This window comes from uncultured Marinococcus sp. (genome assembly GCF_947493875.1).
GTDB lineage: Bacteria > Bacillota > Bacilli > Bacillales > Marinococcaceae > Marinococcus.
In genome coordinates this window covers 17,741-34,772 of record NZ_CANLSU010000004.1, presented here as the reverse complement: position 1 = coordinate 34,772, position 17,032 = coordinate 17,741, and the positions used below count along the sequence as shown (strand labels likewise).

Here is a 17,032-nt window from a genome sequence, read left to right as displayed (position 1 = left end):
GTCATCCTTTCACTTTTCGGGCTATCGTTTTTCCGATTTCAAGCGAAGCTGTTGCTGCGGGCGACGGGGCATTTAATACGTGCAGGCTGCGGGCTCCCGTAATAAAAAAGAAGTCGTCCATCAGCGTCCCGTCCTCCTGAATGGCCTGGGCGCGTATTCCTGGTTCGCCGGGCATTAGATCATCCGCTGCAAGAGAAGGAATCAGCTGCTGCAGCTCTGCGGTAAATGCCTGCCTGGAAAACGAACGAACGTATTCCCGCGCTCCCTCCCTCCAGTACCGGGAAGCAAGCTTCCTTAGTCCGGGGGAACGAAGATGCTCCCAGGCATCTGCCGGGTTTACAGCCATTTTTCCGTATCCTTCCCGCTCAAAGCTTAATACGGCGTTCGGGCCGGCCTCTACGCCGCCCCGGCTCATCCGGGTGAAATGAACGCCGAGAAATGGAAACGCGGGGTCCGGTACCGGGTAGACGAGCCAGGAGACTTTATGTTCAGCCTCCGGAGCGAGCGTATAGTATTCCCCGCGGAACGGGACGATACGGACATCTGTATGGTACCCGGCCATACGGGCAATTTTATCACTTTGCAGCCCGGCGCAGTTGACGAGCTTCCGGCCGGAAAACGTCTGGTCCTGGGTAGTGACACTCACGCTCTCTTCCGTTTCCTGAATTTGTCCGGCCTGCTGACCGATCAGGATGTCCCCGCCCCGCCGGCGGATTTCGGCCGCAAGAGCCTGAGCCACCTCACCGTAGTCGACGATACCGGTTTCGGGCACAAGCAGTGCGTGCTGGGCACTTACGTACGGCTCTCTTTCTGCAAGCTCTTCAAGCGACAGATAGCGCGGCTGCAGGCCGTTTTGCCTGCCGCGCTCATATAGCTTCCGCAGCTGAAGTAATTCATTTTCGTCCCTGGCGGCAATGATCTTTCCGCAAATCGTATAGTCGACCCCGTGCTGATCGCAGAAAGCAGCGAGCGATTTCCGCCCCTTTTCCGTAAGCAGAGCCTTCAGGCTGCCGGGACGGTAATAGATGCCGGAATGAATAACGCCGCTGTTTCTGCCTGTCTGGTGCGAGGCCAGGTGGGATTCTTTTTCTAAAACGACTACTCCGGCGCCGGGTTCTTCTTCAAGCAGCGCATAAGCTGCAGCAAGCCCGACGATTCCGCCGCCGATAATGATATAATCGTACATATCGAAGCTCCTTTAAACGACAATTTTTTAACAGAGGCTGCTTACGCACAGCATACCCGTTTTTTAAAAACTTACAACGGGAGCAATTTCTTTAAAATCGTGTCTCTAGTATAATGGAAAAAGAATGTACCCGGGAGAAAAAAATTGGAAGTTTACAGCGCAGCAGAAAAAAGGAATAGCAGATATGAGGTACATAATAAACAATTGGATTAGGAAAGGATTGCACGCCTCATGGATGAGTTTAACGATGATATTTTGACAGACTCGTTAATTTTAAAAGCGATCGATCATTCGAAGGTCGGGCTGGTTATCACAGACCCGAACAAGGAGGATAACCCCATCGTTTATGTAAACCGGGGTTTCACTGATGTTACCGGCTATACGTATGAAGAAAGCGTAGGGCATAACTGCCGGTTTCTCCAGGGGGAAAATAGAAACGAGCAGGCAATAGAAAATATGAAACGGGCGGTGGCTGCCCGGGAGGAATGCGTCCTGGAGCTCGAAAATTTTAAGAAGGACGGCACGCCGTTCTGGAATGAAATATATATTGAGCCCATTTATATGGAAAACCGTCTGTATTTTCTTGGCGTTCAGCGCGACATTACCCGTCAGAAAAAATACGAAGACGATCTGGACAAAAGCGAACGCCAGGTGGACCGGCTTTCAACACCAATTGTGCCAATCACAGAGAAAATATCTGTGCTTCCGGTGGTCGGGGATTTATCCTATGAACGGTTTGAAATGATTTTTCATAAAATTTCCGAAGCATACGGAAATATTCATTATGAAAAGCTGATTCTTGATCTTTCCGGCATGGACGAGTATGACGAACAGGTGGCCGACGGCATTATGAATCTGCATCATCTTCTCCGCCTGCTTGGCTCGGAGCTGATTGTAACCGGCATCAGACCGGAGCTTTCGATGGCGTTTACGTCGCAGAACATTTCGCTTTCCTATCTGCGGACCGCAGCTACGGTGAAGGAAATGCTGCAGGAGCTCGGAATATCGTAAAAAGCCGGAATGCTAAGGATTCCGGCTTCACCAATGCTGCTTATTTTTCCTCGTCCTGCCTTTTGGCGTCGCCGGCTTTGTTCTGCACTTCGCCTTTTACTTTATCCTTCTTGGCGTCACGCTGCATTTTCGGATCGTCCTTGGCATTGCCTGCCTGATCCTTTGCTTCGCCTTTTACTTTATTGACAGCGCCCTTTACTTTATCGCTGAAGCCTTTTTTATCTGCCATAAATGAATACCTCCTGTATTAGGTTCCTACTGGGATCATTCCCGGTGAAGCCTGGGATAAAACAAATGATTCAACAAAAATACGTACGCAAAGGAGCATGCCTGTATGTCTGTTATTATTGCCTATACGAATCCCCCGGAGCATGTCCGGAAGTACCTGGAAGAAAATGCAGAGCTTCATGTGATCCGCCCGAACAAAGAACGGGAAAAATTCATGGAAATGCTGCCGAAAGCGGAGGCGCTTATCGGAGCGGGTCTCCCGGTGAATCAGGAGCTGCTGGACCAGGCACCGGAGCTTCGGGTAGTAAGTAATGCTTCAGCCGGGGTGGACAACCTCGACGTAGACCTGCTGACAGAGCAGGGCATTGTGGTCACAAATACTCCATCGGCGGTCGTTGATACGATGGCAGACACGATGTTTGGGCTGATGATCGGCGCTTCCCGGCGTCTGATGGAGATGCATGAGCTTGTGAAAAATGGACAATGGGACCGGAACGCGCCAAAGGACTGGTTCGGCTTGAACGTTCATCATAAAAAGCTCGGCATCATTGGCATGGGCGGCATAGGAAAAGAAATCGCCCGCCGGGCAAAGGAAGGCTTCCGGATGGAGGTCAGCTACTATAACCGTTCCCGGCACGAACAGGCAGAAAAAGAAACCGGTGCCGTCTATGAACAGCTCGATGATCTGCTCGCTTCGTCAGATATGGTAATGGTACTGCTGCCATTAACTAGTGAAACAAAGCATATGATCGGCGCAGAGGCCTTCCGGAAAATGAAATCAACAGCGGTATTTCTAAACGGCGGACGCGGGTCTGTCGTCGATGAGCAGGCACTGATCACTGCCCTTCAGGAAAAAGAGATTTTCGCGGCAGGCCTCGATGTATTTGAAGAGGAACCGCTTCCCTCAGACCATCCGTTTTTCACGATGCCTGAAGTGACACTGCTTCCTCATATCGGCACCGGGACGACAGAAACCCGGGAAGCAATGTACATGGAGGCCGCCGGGCAGTGCGTAAAGGCTCTGATGGGAGAAAAACCGGAAGCGCTTGTCAACGAAAAGGCCTGGGGCAAAGGAAGAGAGTAGGCTTACGGGGAACATGGAAGAGGCGGTTTTTGGACATAAGAAAAACCGCCCTCTTGATGCGAGAACGGCTGCCTTTTCAGCGTTTATTTTAGCGCTTTATGCCTTCAGCGCTTTTGTTTGCGGTTTTTCCACCATTTTCGTACATACGGATAAACAAAAGGTCCAACTTTGACAGCCATTTTAATTAATTTTCTCATAGTAGTTAACGTCCTCCATCTTCAAATTCTTATTTAACAATTACCCTGTTGAAGGACGTTGTAATCATGAAGTTCGGCTTCAGCTGCTTTTGTGCTTACGGAATTTCCGCTTCGCGGCGTGCTTTGGTTGTTTGACCTGCTGTTCTCCGTTTTTGACAGCGTCTTCCTGCATGCGTTTGCGGGCTTCAATAAATAACATGAAAATGCCCCTTTCTTTTGAATATTGTACAGAGACTATTCCCAGGTTAAAACGAAGATAAAACATCGTTTTTAAAGAAAATGAGTGTATAAGGTAGCTATAAGTGAACAAACGGTGAAAATCACTGAAAATGGAGCGAAAGGAGACTATATATGGGAAAACCATTAGTCGCTGCCTACAACCGGGTGAGCAGAGAGGCCCGTGAAAAATTGGCAGAAACGTGTGAGGTGCGGTACTTCGAACGCAGCGAAACGCTTGAAGATCCGGTGTTCCGCAAAACGATGGCGGAGGCTGAAGCCATTATTGGTATCGAATATGAAATCGGTGCAGCGTTTCTGGAGCAGGCTCCTCATCTCCGTATTGCCGCCAACGTTTCTGTTGGCTACGATAATCTGGACCTGGAGGCTTTAAAAGCCCGGGATGTGTATGCTTCCAATACGCCGGAGGTGTTAAACGACACGACCGCAGACGCTATTTTCGGTCTGCTGCTGGCGGCGGCCAGACGTATTCCGGAAACCGACCGCTACGTGAAAGACGGAAAATGGCAGAACACGCTACCGGATGATTATTTCGGGGTGGACGTGCACCACCGGACGCTCGGCATTATCGGCATGGGAAGGATCGGGGAAGCGATTGCCAAACGGGCCCGCTTTGGCTTTGACATGGACGTTTTATATTATAACCGTTCGCGAAAGCGCGAAGCGGAAGAAAAATACGGGGCAAGGTGGACAGCACTTGAACCGCTGCTTGAGCAGTCGGATTTTGTCTGTACGATGACGCCGCTCACAAAGGAAACGCACCATTTAATGGACGAAGCGGCGTTTCGCCGGATGAAATCGTCTGCTGTATTTATTAATGGGTCGCGTGGAGGAGTCGTGGATGAAGAGGCACTTGTCAAAGCGCTCCGGAACCGATGGATACGTAGTGCCGGTCTGGATGTATTTTCGGAGGAACCGGTTCCTTCTGATCATCCACTGCTCACATTTCCACACGTGGTGACGCTTCCGCATATCGGCTCCTTTACAGAAGAAAATGAAAACAATATGTCGCTGCGGGCGGCGGAAAACGTGCTGCAGGTGTTAAATGACCAGGAGCCTCAGGATCAGCTTTAAAACAGAAAAGATGATCCTGTTTTTTTGCCATAATTGGTATAGACAACTATATTTTATACTGGTACGATGTAGAAAAGGAGGGGACTCGCAGTGGAAGATACTATTATATATTCAGCGACTATTGTAAACGCAGACCATACCTCAACTGGGCAGTTCATCTGGATCCGCGGGCAGGCAGTCCAGCAGACAGGAAGCATGGAGCGCCTGCAGGAGGTTCCGGAGGAAACACGCCGAGGTGCAGTTATGGTGGACGGCTCCCGGGGCTTCTTTATACCGGGAATGATTGATATGCATATTCACGGTGTCCAGGGAGCGGATGCGATGGACGGCAGCACAGAGGCACTGGAAACGATGGCCCGGACGCTGCCGGCTGAAGGCACCACGACATTTCTTCCCACTACGATTACCCAGAAGAGCGAGGATATTACAAGAGCCCTGGAGGCAGTCGCTGACCACCGGCAAACCATGCCGGCGGACGGCCAGGCGGAAATTGCAGGTGCACACGTGGAAGGGCCGTTTTTTGAACCTTCCAAGGCAGGGGCCCAGCCGGCTGAATTTATGGTTCCAGCCTCGGTGGATTTATTCGAAGCATGGCGTCGTGCCTCCGGCAACGCGATCCGGATTGTCTCACTGGCTCCGGAGCATGATCCGGGCTTTACGCTCACCAGCCACCTGCAGAGCATCGGCGTCGTCGCGTCCGCAGCACATTCGAATGCCTCCAAAGCGCTTGTAGACGAGGCGGCAGAGAACGGTCTTTCGCATATTACCCATCTGTACAACGGCATGAGCGGGCTGCATCACCGGGAGCCCGGCATCGCTGCCGCAGCATTGTTAAACCCGGGGCTTACAATTGAAATTATCGCAGACGGTGTTCACAGCCATCCGGACATGGTCAGGCTTGCCTATCAGGCAGCTGGGGCGGGCCGGATCTGCGTCATTACGGATTCCCTGCGGGCCAAAAATCTGCCGGATGGTACGTATGATCTCGGTGGCCAGCAGGTAACGGTGGCAGGAGACAAGCCGTATCTGGCAGACGGCACGATTGCCGGCAGCATGCTCGCTATGGATCAGGGCTTCCGCAATATTCAGGCGTTTACAGGCTGCAGCCGCGAGGAAGCAGTGCGCATGACCTCATGGAACGCAGCGCATGAAATAGGAGTTGCAGAGCGAAAAGGCAGCATTCAGGCCGGTAAAGACGCCGATATTGTCTGGATGGATGACAGTATGCATATACAGAAGGTGTGGTGCCGCGGGAGCGCTGCGGTGCCTGAAAAGAGAGGGGAAGTGAAGCCGTGAAGCTTATCCGCGTGACTGACAGAAAAGCATTGAATGTGCATGCGGCGGAAATGATCGCCAGAAAGGTGCAGCAGAAGCCGGACAGTGTGCTCGGTCTTGCGACCGGAGGCACACCGGAGGGCACGTATCAGCAGCTGAAGAATATCTATGACCGCGGGGGCCTGGACCTTTCCCTCGTTACGACCTTTAATCTTGATGAATACGCCGGCATGCCGAAGGACCATCCGCAAAGCTATCACGCGTACATGCAGCACAAAGTCTTTCAGCCGCTGGAGCTGCGTCCGGAACAGACGCATCTTCCGGACGGGACAGCCGATGACCTGGAGCAGGAATGCCGGCGCTATGAAAAGCAAATTGCAGAAGCCGGCGGTATTGATATGCAGCTGCTCGGCATTGGCGAAAACGGGCACATCGGGTTTAATGAACCCGGCACCTCCTTTTCGAGCCGGACGCATGTGATACAATTGAAGCCGTCAACCAGAGAAGCCAACTCCAGGTATTTTGAGCGTATCGAAGACGTGCCGAAGCAGGCAGTAACGATGGGAATTGAAACCATTATGGAAAGCCGTGAAATTCTTTTGCTTGTATTTGGCAAACGTAAAAAAGAAGCACTTCTTCGTCTGCTTGAAGGAGAGGTGCAGGAAGACTTTCCGGCTTCCGTACTGAAAAAACACTCCAGAGTAACGGTGATTGCTGATAACGAAGCGCTGTCGGAGGTGCCTGCAGAAGTGATAAAGCACTTTGCCGGGTGAAAAAGCGAAAACGGGAGGATGCCGTATATGAAAATTAACAAAAAATCCCCGCTGCCCATTTATTATCAAATACAGGAAATGATCCGCGAAAAGCTTGAGAGCGGCGAATGGCCTCCGGGCTATATGCTTCCATCCGAGCGTATTTTTGCTGAAGAATTTGATGTAAGCCGCATGACAGTCCGCCAGGCGGTGACAGAGCTTGTAAGCGAACAGCTGCTGACGAGGGAAAAAGGCAAAGGAACGTTTGTAGCTGAACCTAAAATTGAACAGATGCTTCAGGGCCTTACGAGCTTTACCGAAGATATGAAGGCTCGCGGCATGAAAGCAAGCAGCGAGCTGCAGCTGTTTCAAATGGAGGAAGCGGACGCAGCAACTGCCAGGCTGCTTCAGCTGAAGGGCGGCTCGGTCTACCGGATGGAGCGGCTTAGGCTCGCGGACCATAAGCCGATGGCGCTTGAAAATTCATATCTGCATGCAGATATGTTTCCAGGCCTTGGAGAAGAAGCGGCGTCAGGCTCTATTTATAACCGGCTCGAGCAGGATTACGGCATCACGATCGGATCCGCCGACCAATCCCTGGAGGCCTCTCTTGCTTCGGAGCGCGAGGCAGAGCTTCTTGGCATCATCCCGGGAGCCCCGGTGCTGTTAATTTCCCGGACTACCTATACTGCGGACGGAGACCCGTTTGAACACGTTATTTCCTCCTACCGCGGGGATCGGTACAAATTCCGTATCCATATGCCGCGGTAAGGGCGGCCGAAGCAGCTTTCCTGGTTTTCTGGGCTGATATACGTTAAAATGCTCGCAGGATAACGATTAGCTGATAATGAGGGAGGCCGCACAGATGGATGATCGATTGTTTAAAGCAGCCATGGGAAAATTCACGACCGGTGTTACGGTACTTACGACGGAGCATGAAGGGACAGTTCACGGCATGACGGCCAACGCGTTCATGTCTGTTTCACTTGAGCCGAAGCTGATCCTCATTTCCGTTTCGAAAACGGCATCGATGCACGAATATATGCAGGAGTCGGACCAGTTTGCCATCAGCGTTCTCGGAAACGGCCAGGAGGCAGTGTCGCGCTACTTTGCCCGCCAGTCCGAAGATGACGCAGAAGTGAGCTTTGAGCGGTTTGAAGACCGCCCGGTCATTGAAGGGGCCATCACCCAGCTTGCCTGCACGAAATATAACGAAGTCGATGCCGGGGACCATACGCTGTTTATCGGTTCCGTGGAAAACGTAACCGTCCAGGATGAAGCACCACTCGTTTATTTTGAAGGCAAATACCGCTATATGGAATAACTCTCCGGCTTTTGGCCGGATGTTTCACTTATACGTTCCCTTCGTACAGGGTTAAGCCGTTTCCATAATGGGAACGGCTTTTGTATGACAAAGGAGGGAGATTATGACTGGAATCACCCATATCGGTTTAACCGTGCCGGATATTGACGCAGCTGTCGAATGGTACACGGGGGTGCTGGATTTTGAGCTTCTGGCCGGTCCGTTTACAGCGAAGGCTGAGGAGACGGACGATGCTTCCACGAATATGACGATGGATCTTCTCGGCGAAGAAGTGAGGGAGATGCGCAACGCGCATCTGACTACAGCGAACCAGGTAGGTCTTGAGCTGTTTGAATTTGTTGATCCCAGGCCTGGCCCGCAGGAGAGCCCGCCGTGGCAGCAGCGATTTTTTCACCTCTGTCTGCTCGTGGCTGATATCAGGGAAACCGCTGCGCGTATAGAAGCAGAGGGAGGAAAACAGCGGAGCCGGATATGGACACCGCGGGAGGGAAAACCGTACCGGCTTGTGTATATGGAGGACCCGTTCGGCAATATCATCGAGCTGTATTCGCACAGCACGGAAGTCACCTATGGAAATATGGACAGCAAGTAAGCCGCCTGCATGAATACGGTGCCCTTTCCGGCTGATCGATGTTATTCTATACAGATGAACAGAACGGACGGGATGTCAGCAGGAGGCAGAATATGTATCACGCAGAAACGACTAAAGAAAAGCTGCGGCTGTTTATGGTTATTTTAGGACCCATTTTGATCACACAGCTGAGCTATTTTGGCATGAATTTAATAGACACCATCATGTCCGGACGGGCCGGAACAGACGACCTGGCGGGCGTGGCGATCGGGGCGAACCTGTGGATGCCGGTATTTACAGCGGTGAACGGCATCCTCCTCGCCATCACACCGATTGTTTCCCAGCAGCTCGGGGCCGGAGAAGGAAGAAGAATTGCCGGCACGATTACGCAGGGGCTGTACCTGGGCGTGCTTTTCGGGGTGCTTGTCATTACGCTCGGAGCGGCGGCGTTAAGCCCGGCTCTTTCGTTTATGTCGCTCGAGCCTGGCGTCGAACGGATTGCTGCTCATTATTTAATCGGCCTCGCTTTTGGAATTATTCCTTTCTTCTTATCGATCGTTCTACGGAACTTTTTTGATGCTCAGGGCCATACGCGGATTACGATGGTGATCATGCTCGGGACGCTTCCGTTTAACGCGTTCTTTAATTACGTATTAATTTTTGGGAAATTTGGTTTTCCGGAGCTTGGCGGCATCGGCGCGGGATACGCCACAGCGATTTCCTATTGGATCATTTTTGCGTTCAGCGTCATGATGACGTTCCGGATTCCGGCTATGAGGCGGTTCCGCATCTTTTTGGATTGGTACCGGCCCTCCTGGCAGGCGTGGAAGGAGCAGCTGCGGATCGGCGTTCCGATGGGAATGTCACTGTTTTTTGAATCGAGTATTTTTTCGGCAGTAAGTTTATTGATGGCGTCGCTGTTCAGCACCGTTACGGTCGCCGCCCACCAGGTGGCGCTCAGCTTCACGTCCCTGATATTTATGGTGCCGTTAAGCATTTCCATTGCGCTGACGATTGTGGTCGCCTTTGAAGTCGGTGGCGGCTACCTTGAAGGGGCCAAAGCGTATACGCGCCTCGGGGTAGCCTCAGCCATGGGCATACTTGGCGTGGCTTCCATAGGGATATTTCTGTTGCGTGAGCCGATCGCTTACATTTACACAACCAATGAAGAAGTAGTGCAGCTTGCTGCCCAGTTTTTCCTGTTTGCGATCGTCTATCAGATTTCAGACGCCGCCCAGGCCTCGCTTCAGGGCGTGCTTCGGGGCTATAAAGACGTGACCGTTCCGTTTTTCACGGCACTTGTCTCCTACTGGGCGCTCGGTCTGCCGGCCGGGTATCTGCTTGCGGTCACGACGCCGCTCGGGCCGTTTGGACTCTGGCTCGGTATTACCGTTGGGCTTACAAGTGCCGCCATCGGATTTTTCATCCGGCTGAAAATTGTGGTGAAAAGGCATGAAAGAGGCTTCAATGTCTCTTAGCCCTGACTGTCTTTAAAACCCAAGCCGGTCCCGGTATTTATGCAGACACTGTTCGTTTTGGGCATCCCCGCCGTCAGCATTGCCGCTCGCAAAAATAGGCGGGGTTTCTCCGCGGTCCGCCGTTATTTCGATTGCACGGGCAATAGCTGCCTGCAGCATGGCGGTTCCTACTGCTGTAGAGCTTGAGGCAAAAGGAGTCGTAAGATCCGGATGCGTCAGCAGGGCGTCGCCGGGCGGCGCATGGTTATCGAGGACGATATCGACGACATCCATCAGCCGGAAGCCGTCCTTATGACGGGAGGGCTGAGCTGAAGAATAAGCAACTGATGTCAGGCCGGCGACCGCAGCGCCGGCTGTTTTGGCGTGGAGGGCGACATCGATGGGTACAGGGTTTCTTCCGGAGGTGGAAATAACGATAACAGTGTCCTCCGGCTGAATATTTTCGTTCGCTAAAAACGTGGAGGCGTAATTGTTTGTCCGCTCAAGCTTGGAGGAGCGCAGAGCCCCTTCATGAAGCATCACAGGTTCATGAAGAATAGGGCGGAGCGGCACAAGGCCGCCGGCCCGGTAGTAGACTTCAAGTGAAAGCAGGTGCGAATGCCCGCATCCGAATAGGTGAATGACCCCATCCTGCGTAAGCGTGTTGGCGATCGCTTTGGCACAAGCCTCCATCTGGCTGTATTCCTGTGCTTCGACAGTGCTCAGCTGCTCGCGGATTTGGGAAAAATAGTTCTCTATCATCATATATATCATCCTTTCTTCACGTTAAAAGTATACCTGTTTTTTGACAGAGAAAAAGCCCCCGCCTTTGAAGCGGGGGCAAGGGTTATTCTGCATTGGAATCAGGATGCTGAGAGCGCATGGCATCTGCGACAAACTCCACCTCAGTGCCAATAATGACCTGCAGGTTGGTTTTATCTACTTTTACGACGCCGCGTGCCCCGTTTTGCTTCAGCCCGTCTTCATCGACTTCGTCCATGTCATTCATCTGAAGCCGGAGCCTCGTCACGCAGTTATCGATCGATTGAATATTGGAATACCCGCCGAGGGCAGCCACGTAATTTTTGGCGAGGGATTCATATTTGTCATCGCCGCTGAACGTATTGGCTGTGGTGACCGTTTCTTCATCCTCACGGCCTGGTGTTTTAATATTCAGCAGCCGGATCAGTGCTGAGAAGACCACGAAGTAAAGAACACCGAATATTAATCCGACTCCGAGCAGCAGCACAGGCTTGGTCGCAATGCCGAAGTTGAGCAGGTAGTCTATGAAGCCGGCGGAAAAACCAAAGGCGTCTAATATTCCCAGCTGGAATGTTACCATCATTGCAAGCCCGGTCATAAGTGCGTGCACGACATAAAGCAGTGGGGAAAGAAACATGAATGTAAATTCAATTGGTTCTGTAATACCGGTCAAAAAAGAAGTTAGGGCCAGGCTGCCGAGCATGCCGGCAACTTCTTTGCGGCGCTCCGGCTTCGCGGCCATAATCATAGCGAGACACGCGCCCGGTAGGCCGAACATCATGATTGGAAAGAATCCGGCTGTATAGGCACCAGCGTCCGGGTCACCGTTTAAGAAACGGGTGATTTCCCCGTTATAGCCCTGAAAGGAACCAAAATCAAACCATATATACACGTTGATAATATGATGAAGACCGGTGGGAATCAAAAGCCGGTTCAAAAACCCGTACAGTCCGGCTCCGGCAGCTCCTGTATTTGTAATAACACTGGTAACCTGGTCAATCCCGGTCTGGACCGGAGGCCAAACATAGCCGAAGATAAACGCAAATACAAGCATCGTGACGGCGGTGATAATAGGCACGAACCGCCTGCCTCCGAAGAAGCCGAGGAACTGCGGCAGCTGAATGTTATAAAAGCGGTTATATAATAGTCCGGCTGTGATACCTGCAATAACGCCGCCGAATACTCCCATGTTAATATCTTCGTTTATCCCTTCCAGTCCTCCAGTTAGAATTAAATAACCGACAACGCCCGCAAGTGCAGCGGCACCGCTGCCGTCCCTGGAAAAACCAATCGCCAGTCCTACCGCAAAAAGCAGTGCCAGGTTGTCGAAAATAAGCTGGCCGGCGTTTGCAACAAAGGCGATATCAAGCAGGTCCTCCTGCCCGAAACGCAGTATAAGAGCAGCAGCCGGAAGGACTGCGATCGGAAGCATCAATGAACGCCCGAGCTTTTGGAACTTGCCCATGATTTGAAGATTTCCAAGCATAAGTAGATCCCCCTTTAAAAGAATGTATGATGAAAATGTACCTTATTTTAGTTATAGATGTCTATACCAATTTTCTTAAAAATTTAAAAACTCTGTTAAAGAATCTGACGACATCCATAAGGTAACGCTTACAAACATAGTAACATATTATATATAGATGTCTATACCATTTTTACAATAGATTTTTAACACAAAGATGGTACGATAAAAAGAAAAAGAAAGGTGATCAAAGTGAAATTTGACCTTCATAATCATCACGATCGCTGTGGCCATGCGGAAGGAACAATTGAAGACTACATTCAGGCAGCGATCCGGAATAATCTCGACGTGATCGGTATTTCCGATCATTCCCCGTTCTTTGCAAGCGACGAAGAGCGCCCGCATCCCCGCATTACGATGGCAAAAGGGGAGTTCCCGGCTTATATTGAAGAAATCCGGCAGCTGAAAGAAAAATACATAAACGATATTGAAGTGCTGATCGGTGTGGAATCCGACTATTTTCCGGACCAGGAAGCACCATACCGGGAGCAGTATGGTAAATATCCGATGGATTACGTAATCGGTTCAGTTCATTTCGTAAACGGCGTCAATATTTTCGATACGTCCAGATGGGAGGGCATGAATGATGCGGAGATCCGCCAGGTAAAGGAGGAATACTACCGCCAGATTGCGCTTTCCGCCAAAAGCGGCATGTTTGATATTCTGGGTCACATCGATGCCCTGAAGGGTTATTTTCCGTATGCGGCAGAAATTGAGACCCCGGAGGTGGAGAAGACGCTCCGGATAATCGGGGAAGAAGGGACCGCCATTGAAATTAACACCTCCGGCAAGACCAAATACTGCGGGGGCTGGTACCCATCGGACGATATGCTCGAACGCGCCCTGTACTACAACGTTCCGGTGACGTTTGGCTCCGATGCGCATGTGCCGGAGAGAATCGGGGACGATCTGGAAGAAGTGCGGAAGCGTCTGAAGCAGATCGGCTACCGCTCCTGGAGGTTTTTCCGGAAGCGCCGTCCGGTGGACGTTAAACTGTAAGGTGCATAATTTTGTATATATAAGCCGGAAAGGAGCGTATTCACGCTTTTTTCCGGCTTTTTACATTCATATAAAAATAATTAATATAGGCAGCTGTAAATATCGAGAATGAAGACCGATGAAAGTAATAGAAGAATAACGTACGATAGAAGAGGATCCGTGTAAAATTTATAATTATACAGCAGGAAGGTATAGACGCCGGTGCGCCAATATGAAAAAATATATTAAGTATAATTTAAATATTTAATTGTTTTTGTATTTGTGCAGTAAAATGAATCAATTTCTATACAGGTGCAAAACGATCAATATTACGGAGCCCGTCACTGAAGAAAGGAGATTTACCCTTAATGCCAGCAAAATATGAAGAACAGTTACAGGAAATTCTGCACGAGGCGATTCAGGAGCATAACTACGACCGCGCCGAGCAGGCCGTACACCATATGCGTAACCTCGATCGGATGGAGGCCTTTATCGCCGGGGAGGACGTCAGCTACCCGGAGCGAACCGCCGTAGAGGCCGCAGGTGCTGGAGAAAACGGATTGGTCGACTTGTCCGCTCCCACAGTCTCCTTCAGAGAGCAGCCCCGGGCGAACGGAAACAGCATTTCTGCAGGACGGGGCAGGGAAACGCTCCTTTTATACTACATTGAAGAAGAAGGACTGCTGAAATTTAAAAAAGCACCACAGACATATGCTGTAAGCGTCGATTTTTTCAGAACGTTTTTGCAGAATCTGGTTTCCTGGAAAAATAAGTCTCCTTTTTCCTCCAAGGATTACTTTGAAGCCTTCGGGGATTCCCTGAAAGAGAAATCCACCTACCAGGCCTCGACGCTGCGCCAGTTTATAACACTTCTGTTCCGCTATTGTGTAAAGCTTGATATTCTTGAGAAGCCGGAGGTGCATCAGCGCAGCAGATACATTCTGGCAGACGATATCAGCGTTGAAGAGATCATCGACTATATTAAAGAACATAGAATACTGCAGATGTAATATAAAGATAAAGTATAGCTTCCTCCGCCTGCATTACGGCGGAGGAAGCTATTTTAAATTTACTAAGTCTAATATAACGGGTATAAAGTTTTACGTAGGTCCAATATCACCAATAAAGTTACGGATTTGTGTGCAAAATTACAGTTGTGTAACAAAAGTGCTCGTTCTATTGAATTAGTTAAACCTCCAACATATAATACGAGTAGCTTATAAAAACGGAAAAAACATATTAAATAATTTAAAAATAAAATAACAGGAGGTGTAATCGTCTTAAACTCTTAATAATAAAAAATATCCCTTTTATTACATATATTTCTATTCAGATGCTTCTGTCTGAAACTTTAGAATCATAACATACAAACTCCGGATATTAAGAGGCCTGACAGACGAAAACATAATGAAAAAATTCTTATTCAGCGCTGCGCTTGCAGCAGGACTTCTTGCCACACCGACTGTCGCAGACGCAGCGCTCGGAGACCAGACATTAAAAGTGGGCCACCGGAACTCCGATGTAAAAGAACTGCAGGAGTATCTGCAAAGCGAAGGATTTCACACCGGATCCATTGACGGCGTATTCGGCCCGGTAACAGCGAGTTCACTGAAATCATTCCAGCGTGCGAAGAGTATCGGCGTAGACGGTGTCGCAGGGCCAATCACGTTCAGTAAAATGAACCTTGGCGGCAACTCGTCCTCTAACGTTTCCTCGAATTCCTCAAGCTCTTCCAGCTCGAGCGTATCTTCAAGTCTCCGCCAGGGAGATCGCGGAAGTGAAGTGAGCAGCCTGCAGAGCACGCTGAAAAGCAAAGGATTTTATAACAGCTCTGTGGACGGCGTGTTCGGTCCTGTAACGGATGCCGCCGTAAAAGACTTCCAGCGTACGGCCGGTATCGGCGTGGACGGAGTTGTCGGCCCGGTTACCCGGAAGGCATTGAACAGCAGTGTAACGGCTTCTTCAGGGAATTCCAGCTCTTCTTCAATTTCTGATTCCAATGCGGTAGCAGGTGTATCAACCGGATCATCCTCGGCAGTAGTGGAAACAGGCAAGCAGTATATGGGCACCCCATATGTGTGGGGCGGCACTTCTCCAATCGGCTTTGACTGCAGTGGCTTTGTTCAGTACGTCATGAACCAGCACGGCGTAACCACGAAGCGGACGGTGGCGCAGATGTGGACACAGGTCTCCAGAGTTTCAAGTCCCAGCGTTGGTGATGTAGTGTTTTACGAAACAAGAACCGGCCCTTCCCATATGGGCTTTTACGTTGGAAACGGCAAGTTTCTCCATGCCGGCGCCTCGACAGGGGTCACGATTTCCGACATGAACAGCTCCTACTGGAAATCCCGTTATATTGGTGCGGGCCGCTTCTAAATAAAATAAATATCCGTGAGGCTGAAAGCAGAGTAGTTGCTTTCAGCCTCTTTTTTGTGATAAAAGTCGTATTTGGCAGAGAATATGAAACTAAGATATTTTTACTTTGTTTGAGGGGTTGTGTGCTATACTTAAATTACTTAGTCTGTTTTCCATGCCGAAGAAATAATGAAGGCCGAGAGCCGGTCCAAAGGAGTGGAAGTGTTGATTGACATTAACAGCTACATCTTAAACGATGAAGACGAAACGGCGGAGAAAGAGAACAATGTCAGGCAATTACTCGCAGAGTATAATAAGACAGGAATAACGGATATTATTGCTGCTCCGAAGCAATGGCATGATAACGACAAACACCCAGGGGACACGATCCCATTTTTAATTGAGCAGTTCCAGAAGCAGTGGCGCGGTGAATTAGGCGCTGTCCGTATTTATCCAGGACAGTGCGTACGGCTGACGGATACACTGGCAGGTGAATTAAAAACGGAAGAGGCATTAACGCTGAACGGCAGCCGGTACGTGCTTGTGGACTGGAGCGAAGAGCTTTCCTATCATCAGATGCATGTGCATTTACATGAACTGCGCATGCAAGGGTACATGCCGATCCTGGCAGAACCGGAGAAGGATCCCGGTTTCCAGCAGCATCCAGAGGAGCTGTACCGGCTGGTCAAAAATGGATCGCTTGTACAGGTGAATGCGGGAAGCCTCAGCAAAAATGCGCCAAAGCCGCAGAGGCATCTGGCGGAAAAAATGGTTCAGCACCGGTGGGCAAATATTGTGGCAAATGTAACCATTGATTCCGTAGAGGACCCTTCCATGGAAGCCGCCTTTGACAGTATTGAAAAGCTTGCCGGCAGAGAATATGCCCAAATGCTGAAGGACAATGCCGATTGCGTACTGAATAACCGGTATGTCAGCACCGAGGAACCGTCTCCCTTAAAAGAAAAGCGAAAATGGTTTATGCCGAACCGCTCCAAAGCCAAATAAAAAACGGTGTC

General features: G+C 50.3%; 18 protein-coding genes. 14 read left to right on the top strand and 4 right to left on the bottom strand.

All coding sequences use genetic code 11. From position 1 onward, the window contains the following. Nucleotide 1: 1 nt before the first annotated feature. Nucleotides 2–1,186: an L-2-hydroxyglutarate oxidase gene (lhgO, locus tag Q0757_RS08395; protein ID WP_298786237.1), complete on the bottom strand. Its 1,185-nt coding sequence runs from the start codon at nucleotides 1,184–1,186 to the stop codon at nucleotides 2–4. A gap of 231 nt (nucleotides 1,187–1,417) precedes the next feature. Here lhgO and Q0757_RS08390 point away from each other — a divergent pair, with 231 nt between their 5' ends. Then, on the top strand, nucleotides 1,418–2,197 hold the full coding sequence (locus tag Q0757_RS08390) for a PAS domain-containing protein (RefSeq protein ID WP_298786235.1): 780 nt from the start codon (nucleotides 1,418–1,420) through the stop codon (nucleotides 2,195–2,197). A 40-nt stretch (nucleotides 2,198–2,237) separates the two neighbouring features. Here the strand turns inward: Q0757_RS08390 and Q0757_RS08385 are convergent, their stop codons facing one another. Then, complete coding sequence (locus tag Q0757_RS08385; RefSeq protein ID WP_298786233.1) at nucleotides 2,238–2,426, bottom strand: CsbD family protein; 189 nt, start codon at nucleotides 2,424–2,426, stop codon at nucleotides 2,238–2,240. A 105-nt stretch (nucleotides 2,427–2,531) separates the two neighbouring features. Between Q0757_RS08385 and Q0757_RS08380 the strand changes: the two genes are divergently transcribed. The 9 genes from Q0757_RS08380 to Q0757_RS08340 all read left to right on the top strand — a co-directional run bounded on the left by Q0757_RS08380 (nucleotide 2,532) and on the right by Q0757_RS08340 (nucleotide 10,417). Next, entirely contained in the window at nucleotides 2,532–3,509 is a 978-nt protein-coding gene (locus Q0757_RS08380) for a D-glycerate dehydrogenase (RefSeq protein WP_298786231.1), read from the top strand. A 13-nt stretch (nucleotides 3,510–3,522) separates the two neighbouring features. Beyond that, nucleotides 3,523–3,681 carry a hypothetical protein gene (locus tag Q0757_RS08375; RefSeq protein WP_298786228.1) on the top strand — a complete coding sequence of 53 codons (159 nt, stop codon included), beginning with the start codon at nucleotides 3,523–3,525 and terminating at the stop codon, nucleotides 3,679–3,681. Between the two features lie 376 nt (nucleotides 3,682–4,057). Next, entirely contained in the window at nucleotides 4,058–5,017 is a 960-nt protein-coding gene (locus Q0757_RS08370; protein WP_298786225.1) for a D-glycerate dehydrogenase, read from the top strand. Nucleotides 5,018–5,107: 90 nt separating this feature from the next. Further along, nucleotides 5,108–6,313 (top strand): N-acetylglucosamine-6-phosphate deacetylase, encoded by a 1,206-nt coding sequence (nagA, locus tag Q0757_RS08365; protein WP_298786222.1) that lies wholly within the window; start codon nucleotides 5,108–5,110, stop codon nucleotides 6,311–6,313. Beyond that, nucleotides 6,310–7,065 carry a glucosamine-6-phosphate deaminase gene (gene nagB, locus Q0757_RS08360; protein WP_298786220.1) on the top strand — a complete coding sequence of 252 codons (756 nt, stop codon included), beginning with the start codon at nucleotides 6,310–6,312 and terminating at the stop codon, nucleotides 7,063–7,065. Before nagA ends, nagB begins: the two co-directional genes overlap by 4 nt. 27 nt (nucleotides 7,066–7,092) lie before the next feature. After that, entirely contained in the window at nucleotides 7,093–7,815 is a 723-nt protein-coding gene (locus Q0757_RS08355; protein WP_298786218.1) for a GntR family transcriptional regulator, read from the top strand. A 94-nt stretch (nucleotides 7,816–7,909) separates the two neighbouring features. Further along, the gene (locus Q0757_RS08350; RefSeq protein ID WP_298786216.1) at nucleotides 7,910–8,368 is read left to right on the top strand and encodes a flavin reductase family protein; all 459 of its coding nucleotides are present in this window, start codon (nucleotides 7,910–7,912) and stop codon (nucleotides 8,366–8,368) included. Nucleotides 8,369–8,471: 103 nt separating this feature from the next. After that, a complete protein-coding gene (locus Q0757_RS08345; protein WP_298786214.1) occupies nucleotides 8,472–8,960 on the top strand; it encodes a VOC family protein in 489 nt (162 codons plus the stop codon). 92 nt (nucleotides 8,961–9,052) lie between these two features. Next, the gene (locus Q0757_RS08340) at nucleotides 9,053–10,417 is read left to right on the top strand and encodes an MATE family efflux transporter (RefSeq protein ID WP_298786212.1); all 1,365 of its coding nucleotides are present in this window, start codon (nucleotides 9,053–9,055) and stop codon (nucleotides 10,415–10,417) included. Nucleotides 10,418–10,429: 12 nt separating this feature from the next. Here the strand turns inward: Q0757_RS08340 and Q0757_RS08335 are convergent, their stop codons facing one another. Beyond that, on the bottom strand, nucleotides 10,430–11,158 hold the full coding sequence (locus tag Q0757_RS08335; RefSeq protein ID WP_298786996.1) for an SIS domain-containing protein: 729 nt from the start codon (nucleotides 11,156–11,158) through the stop codon (nucleotides 10,430–10,432). Between the two features lie 85 nt (nucleotides 11,159–11,243). Continuing rightward, the gene (gene nagE / locus Q0757_RS08330; protein ID WP_366139525.1) at nucleotides 11,244–12,644 is read right to left on the bottom strand and encodes an N-acetylglucosamine-specific PTS transporter subunit IIBC; all 1,401 of its coding nucleotides are present in this window, start codon (nucleotides 12,642–12,644) and stop codon (nucleotides 11,244–11,246) included. A 231-nt stretch (nucleotides 12,645–12,875) separates the two neighbouring features. On the opposite strand from nagE, the gene Q0757_RS08325 reads away from it, so the two are divergent. The 4 genes from Q0757_RS08325 (at nucleotide 12,876) to Q0757_RS08310 (ending at nucleotide 17,021) form a co-directional block, all read left to right on the top strand. Then, nucleotides 12,876–13,682, top strand: coding sequence for a histidinol-phosphatase (locus Q0757_RS08325; protein WP_298786992.1), 807 nt, complete (start codon nucleotides 12,876–12,878; stop codon nucleotides 13,680–13,682). Nucleotides 13,683–14,029: 347 nt separating this feature from the next. Then, complete coding sequence (locus Q0757_RS08320) at nucleotides 14,030–14,671, top strand: hypothetical protein (protein ID WP_298786210.1); 642 nt, start codon at nucleotides 14,030–14,032, stop codon at nucleotides 14,669–14,671. 397 nt (nucleotides 14,672–15,068) lie between these two features. Beyond that, nucleotides 15,069–16,037, top strand: coding sequence for a peptidoglycan-binding protein (locus Q0757_RS08315; RefSeq protein WP_298786207.1), 969 nt, complete (start codon nucleotides 15,069–15,071; stop codon nucleotides 16,035–16,037). Between the two features lie 168 nt (nucleotides 16,038–16,205). Beyond that, nucleotides 16,206–17,021, top strand: coding sequence for a CpsB/CapC family capsule biosynthesis tyrosine phosphatase (locus Q0757_RS08310; protein ID WP_298786206.1), 816 nt, complete (start codon nucleotides 16,206–16,208; stop codon nucleotides 17,019–17,021). Nucleotides 17,022–17,032 lie beyond the last annotated feature (11 nt).

Bases quoted from the DNA above. Each gene is read 5' to 3' on its own strand.
- lhgO (WP_298786237.1), bottom strand. From the start codon at position 1,186: ATGTACGATTATATCATTATCGGCGGCGGAATCGTCGGGCTTGCTGCA.
- Q0757_RS08390 (WP_298786235.1), top strand. From the start codon at position 1,418: ATGGATGAGTTTAACGATGATATTTTGACAGACTCGTTAATTTTAAAA.
- Q0757_RS08385 (WP_298786233.1), bottom strand. From the start codon at position 2,426: ATGGCAGATAAAAAAGGCTTCAGCGATAAAGTAAAGGGCGCTGTCAAT.
- Q0757_RS08380 (WP_298786231.1), top strand. From the start codon at position 2,532: ATGTCTGTTATTATTGCCTATACGAATCCCCCGGAGCATGTCCGGAAG.
- Q0757_RS08375 (WP_298786228.1), top strand. From the start codon at position 3,523: ATGGAAGAGGCGGTTTTTGGACATAAGAAAAACCGCCCTCTTGATGCG.
- Q0757_RS08370 (WP_298786225.1), top strand. From the start codon at position 4,058: ATGGGAAAACCATTAGTCGCTGCCTACAACCGGGTGAGCAGAGAGGCC.
- Q0757_RS08355 (WP_298786218.1), top strand. From the start codon at position 7,093: ATGAAAATTAACAAAAAATCCCCGCTGCCCATTTATTATCAAATACAG.
- Q0757_RS08350 (WP_298786216.1), top strand. From the start codon at position 7,910: ATGGATGATCGATTGTTTAAAGCAGCCATGGGAAAATTCACGACCGGT.
- Q0757_RS08345 (WP_298786214.1), top strand. From the start codon at position 8,472: ATGACTGGAATCACCCATATCGGTTTAACCGTGCCGGATATTGACGCA.
- Q0757_RS08340 (WP_298786212.1), top strand. From the start codon at position 9,053: ATGTATCACGCAGAAACGACTAAAGAAAAGCTGCGGCTGTTTATGGTT.
- Q0757_RS08335 (WP_298786996.1), bottom strand. From the start codon at position 11,158: ATGATAGAGAACTATTTTTCCCAAATCCGCGAGCAGCTGAGCACTGTC.
- nagE (WP_366139525.1), bottom strand. From the start codon at position 12,644: ATGCTTGGAAATCTTCAAATCATGGGCAAGTTCCAAAAGCTCGGGCGT.
- Q0757_RS08320 (WP_298786210.1), top strand. From the start codon at position 14,030: ATGCCAGCAAAATATGAAGAACAGTTACAGGAAATTCTGCACGAGGCG.
- Q0757_RS08315 (WP_298786207.1), top strand. From the start codon at position 15,069: ATGAAAAAATTCTTATTCAGCGCTGCGCTTGCAGCAGGACTTCTTGCC.
- Q0757_RS08310 (WP_298786206.1), top strand. From the start codon at position 16,206: ATGAAGGCCGAGAGCCGGTCCAAAGGAGTGGAAGTGTTGATTGACATT.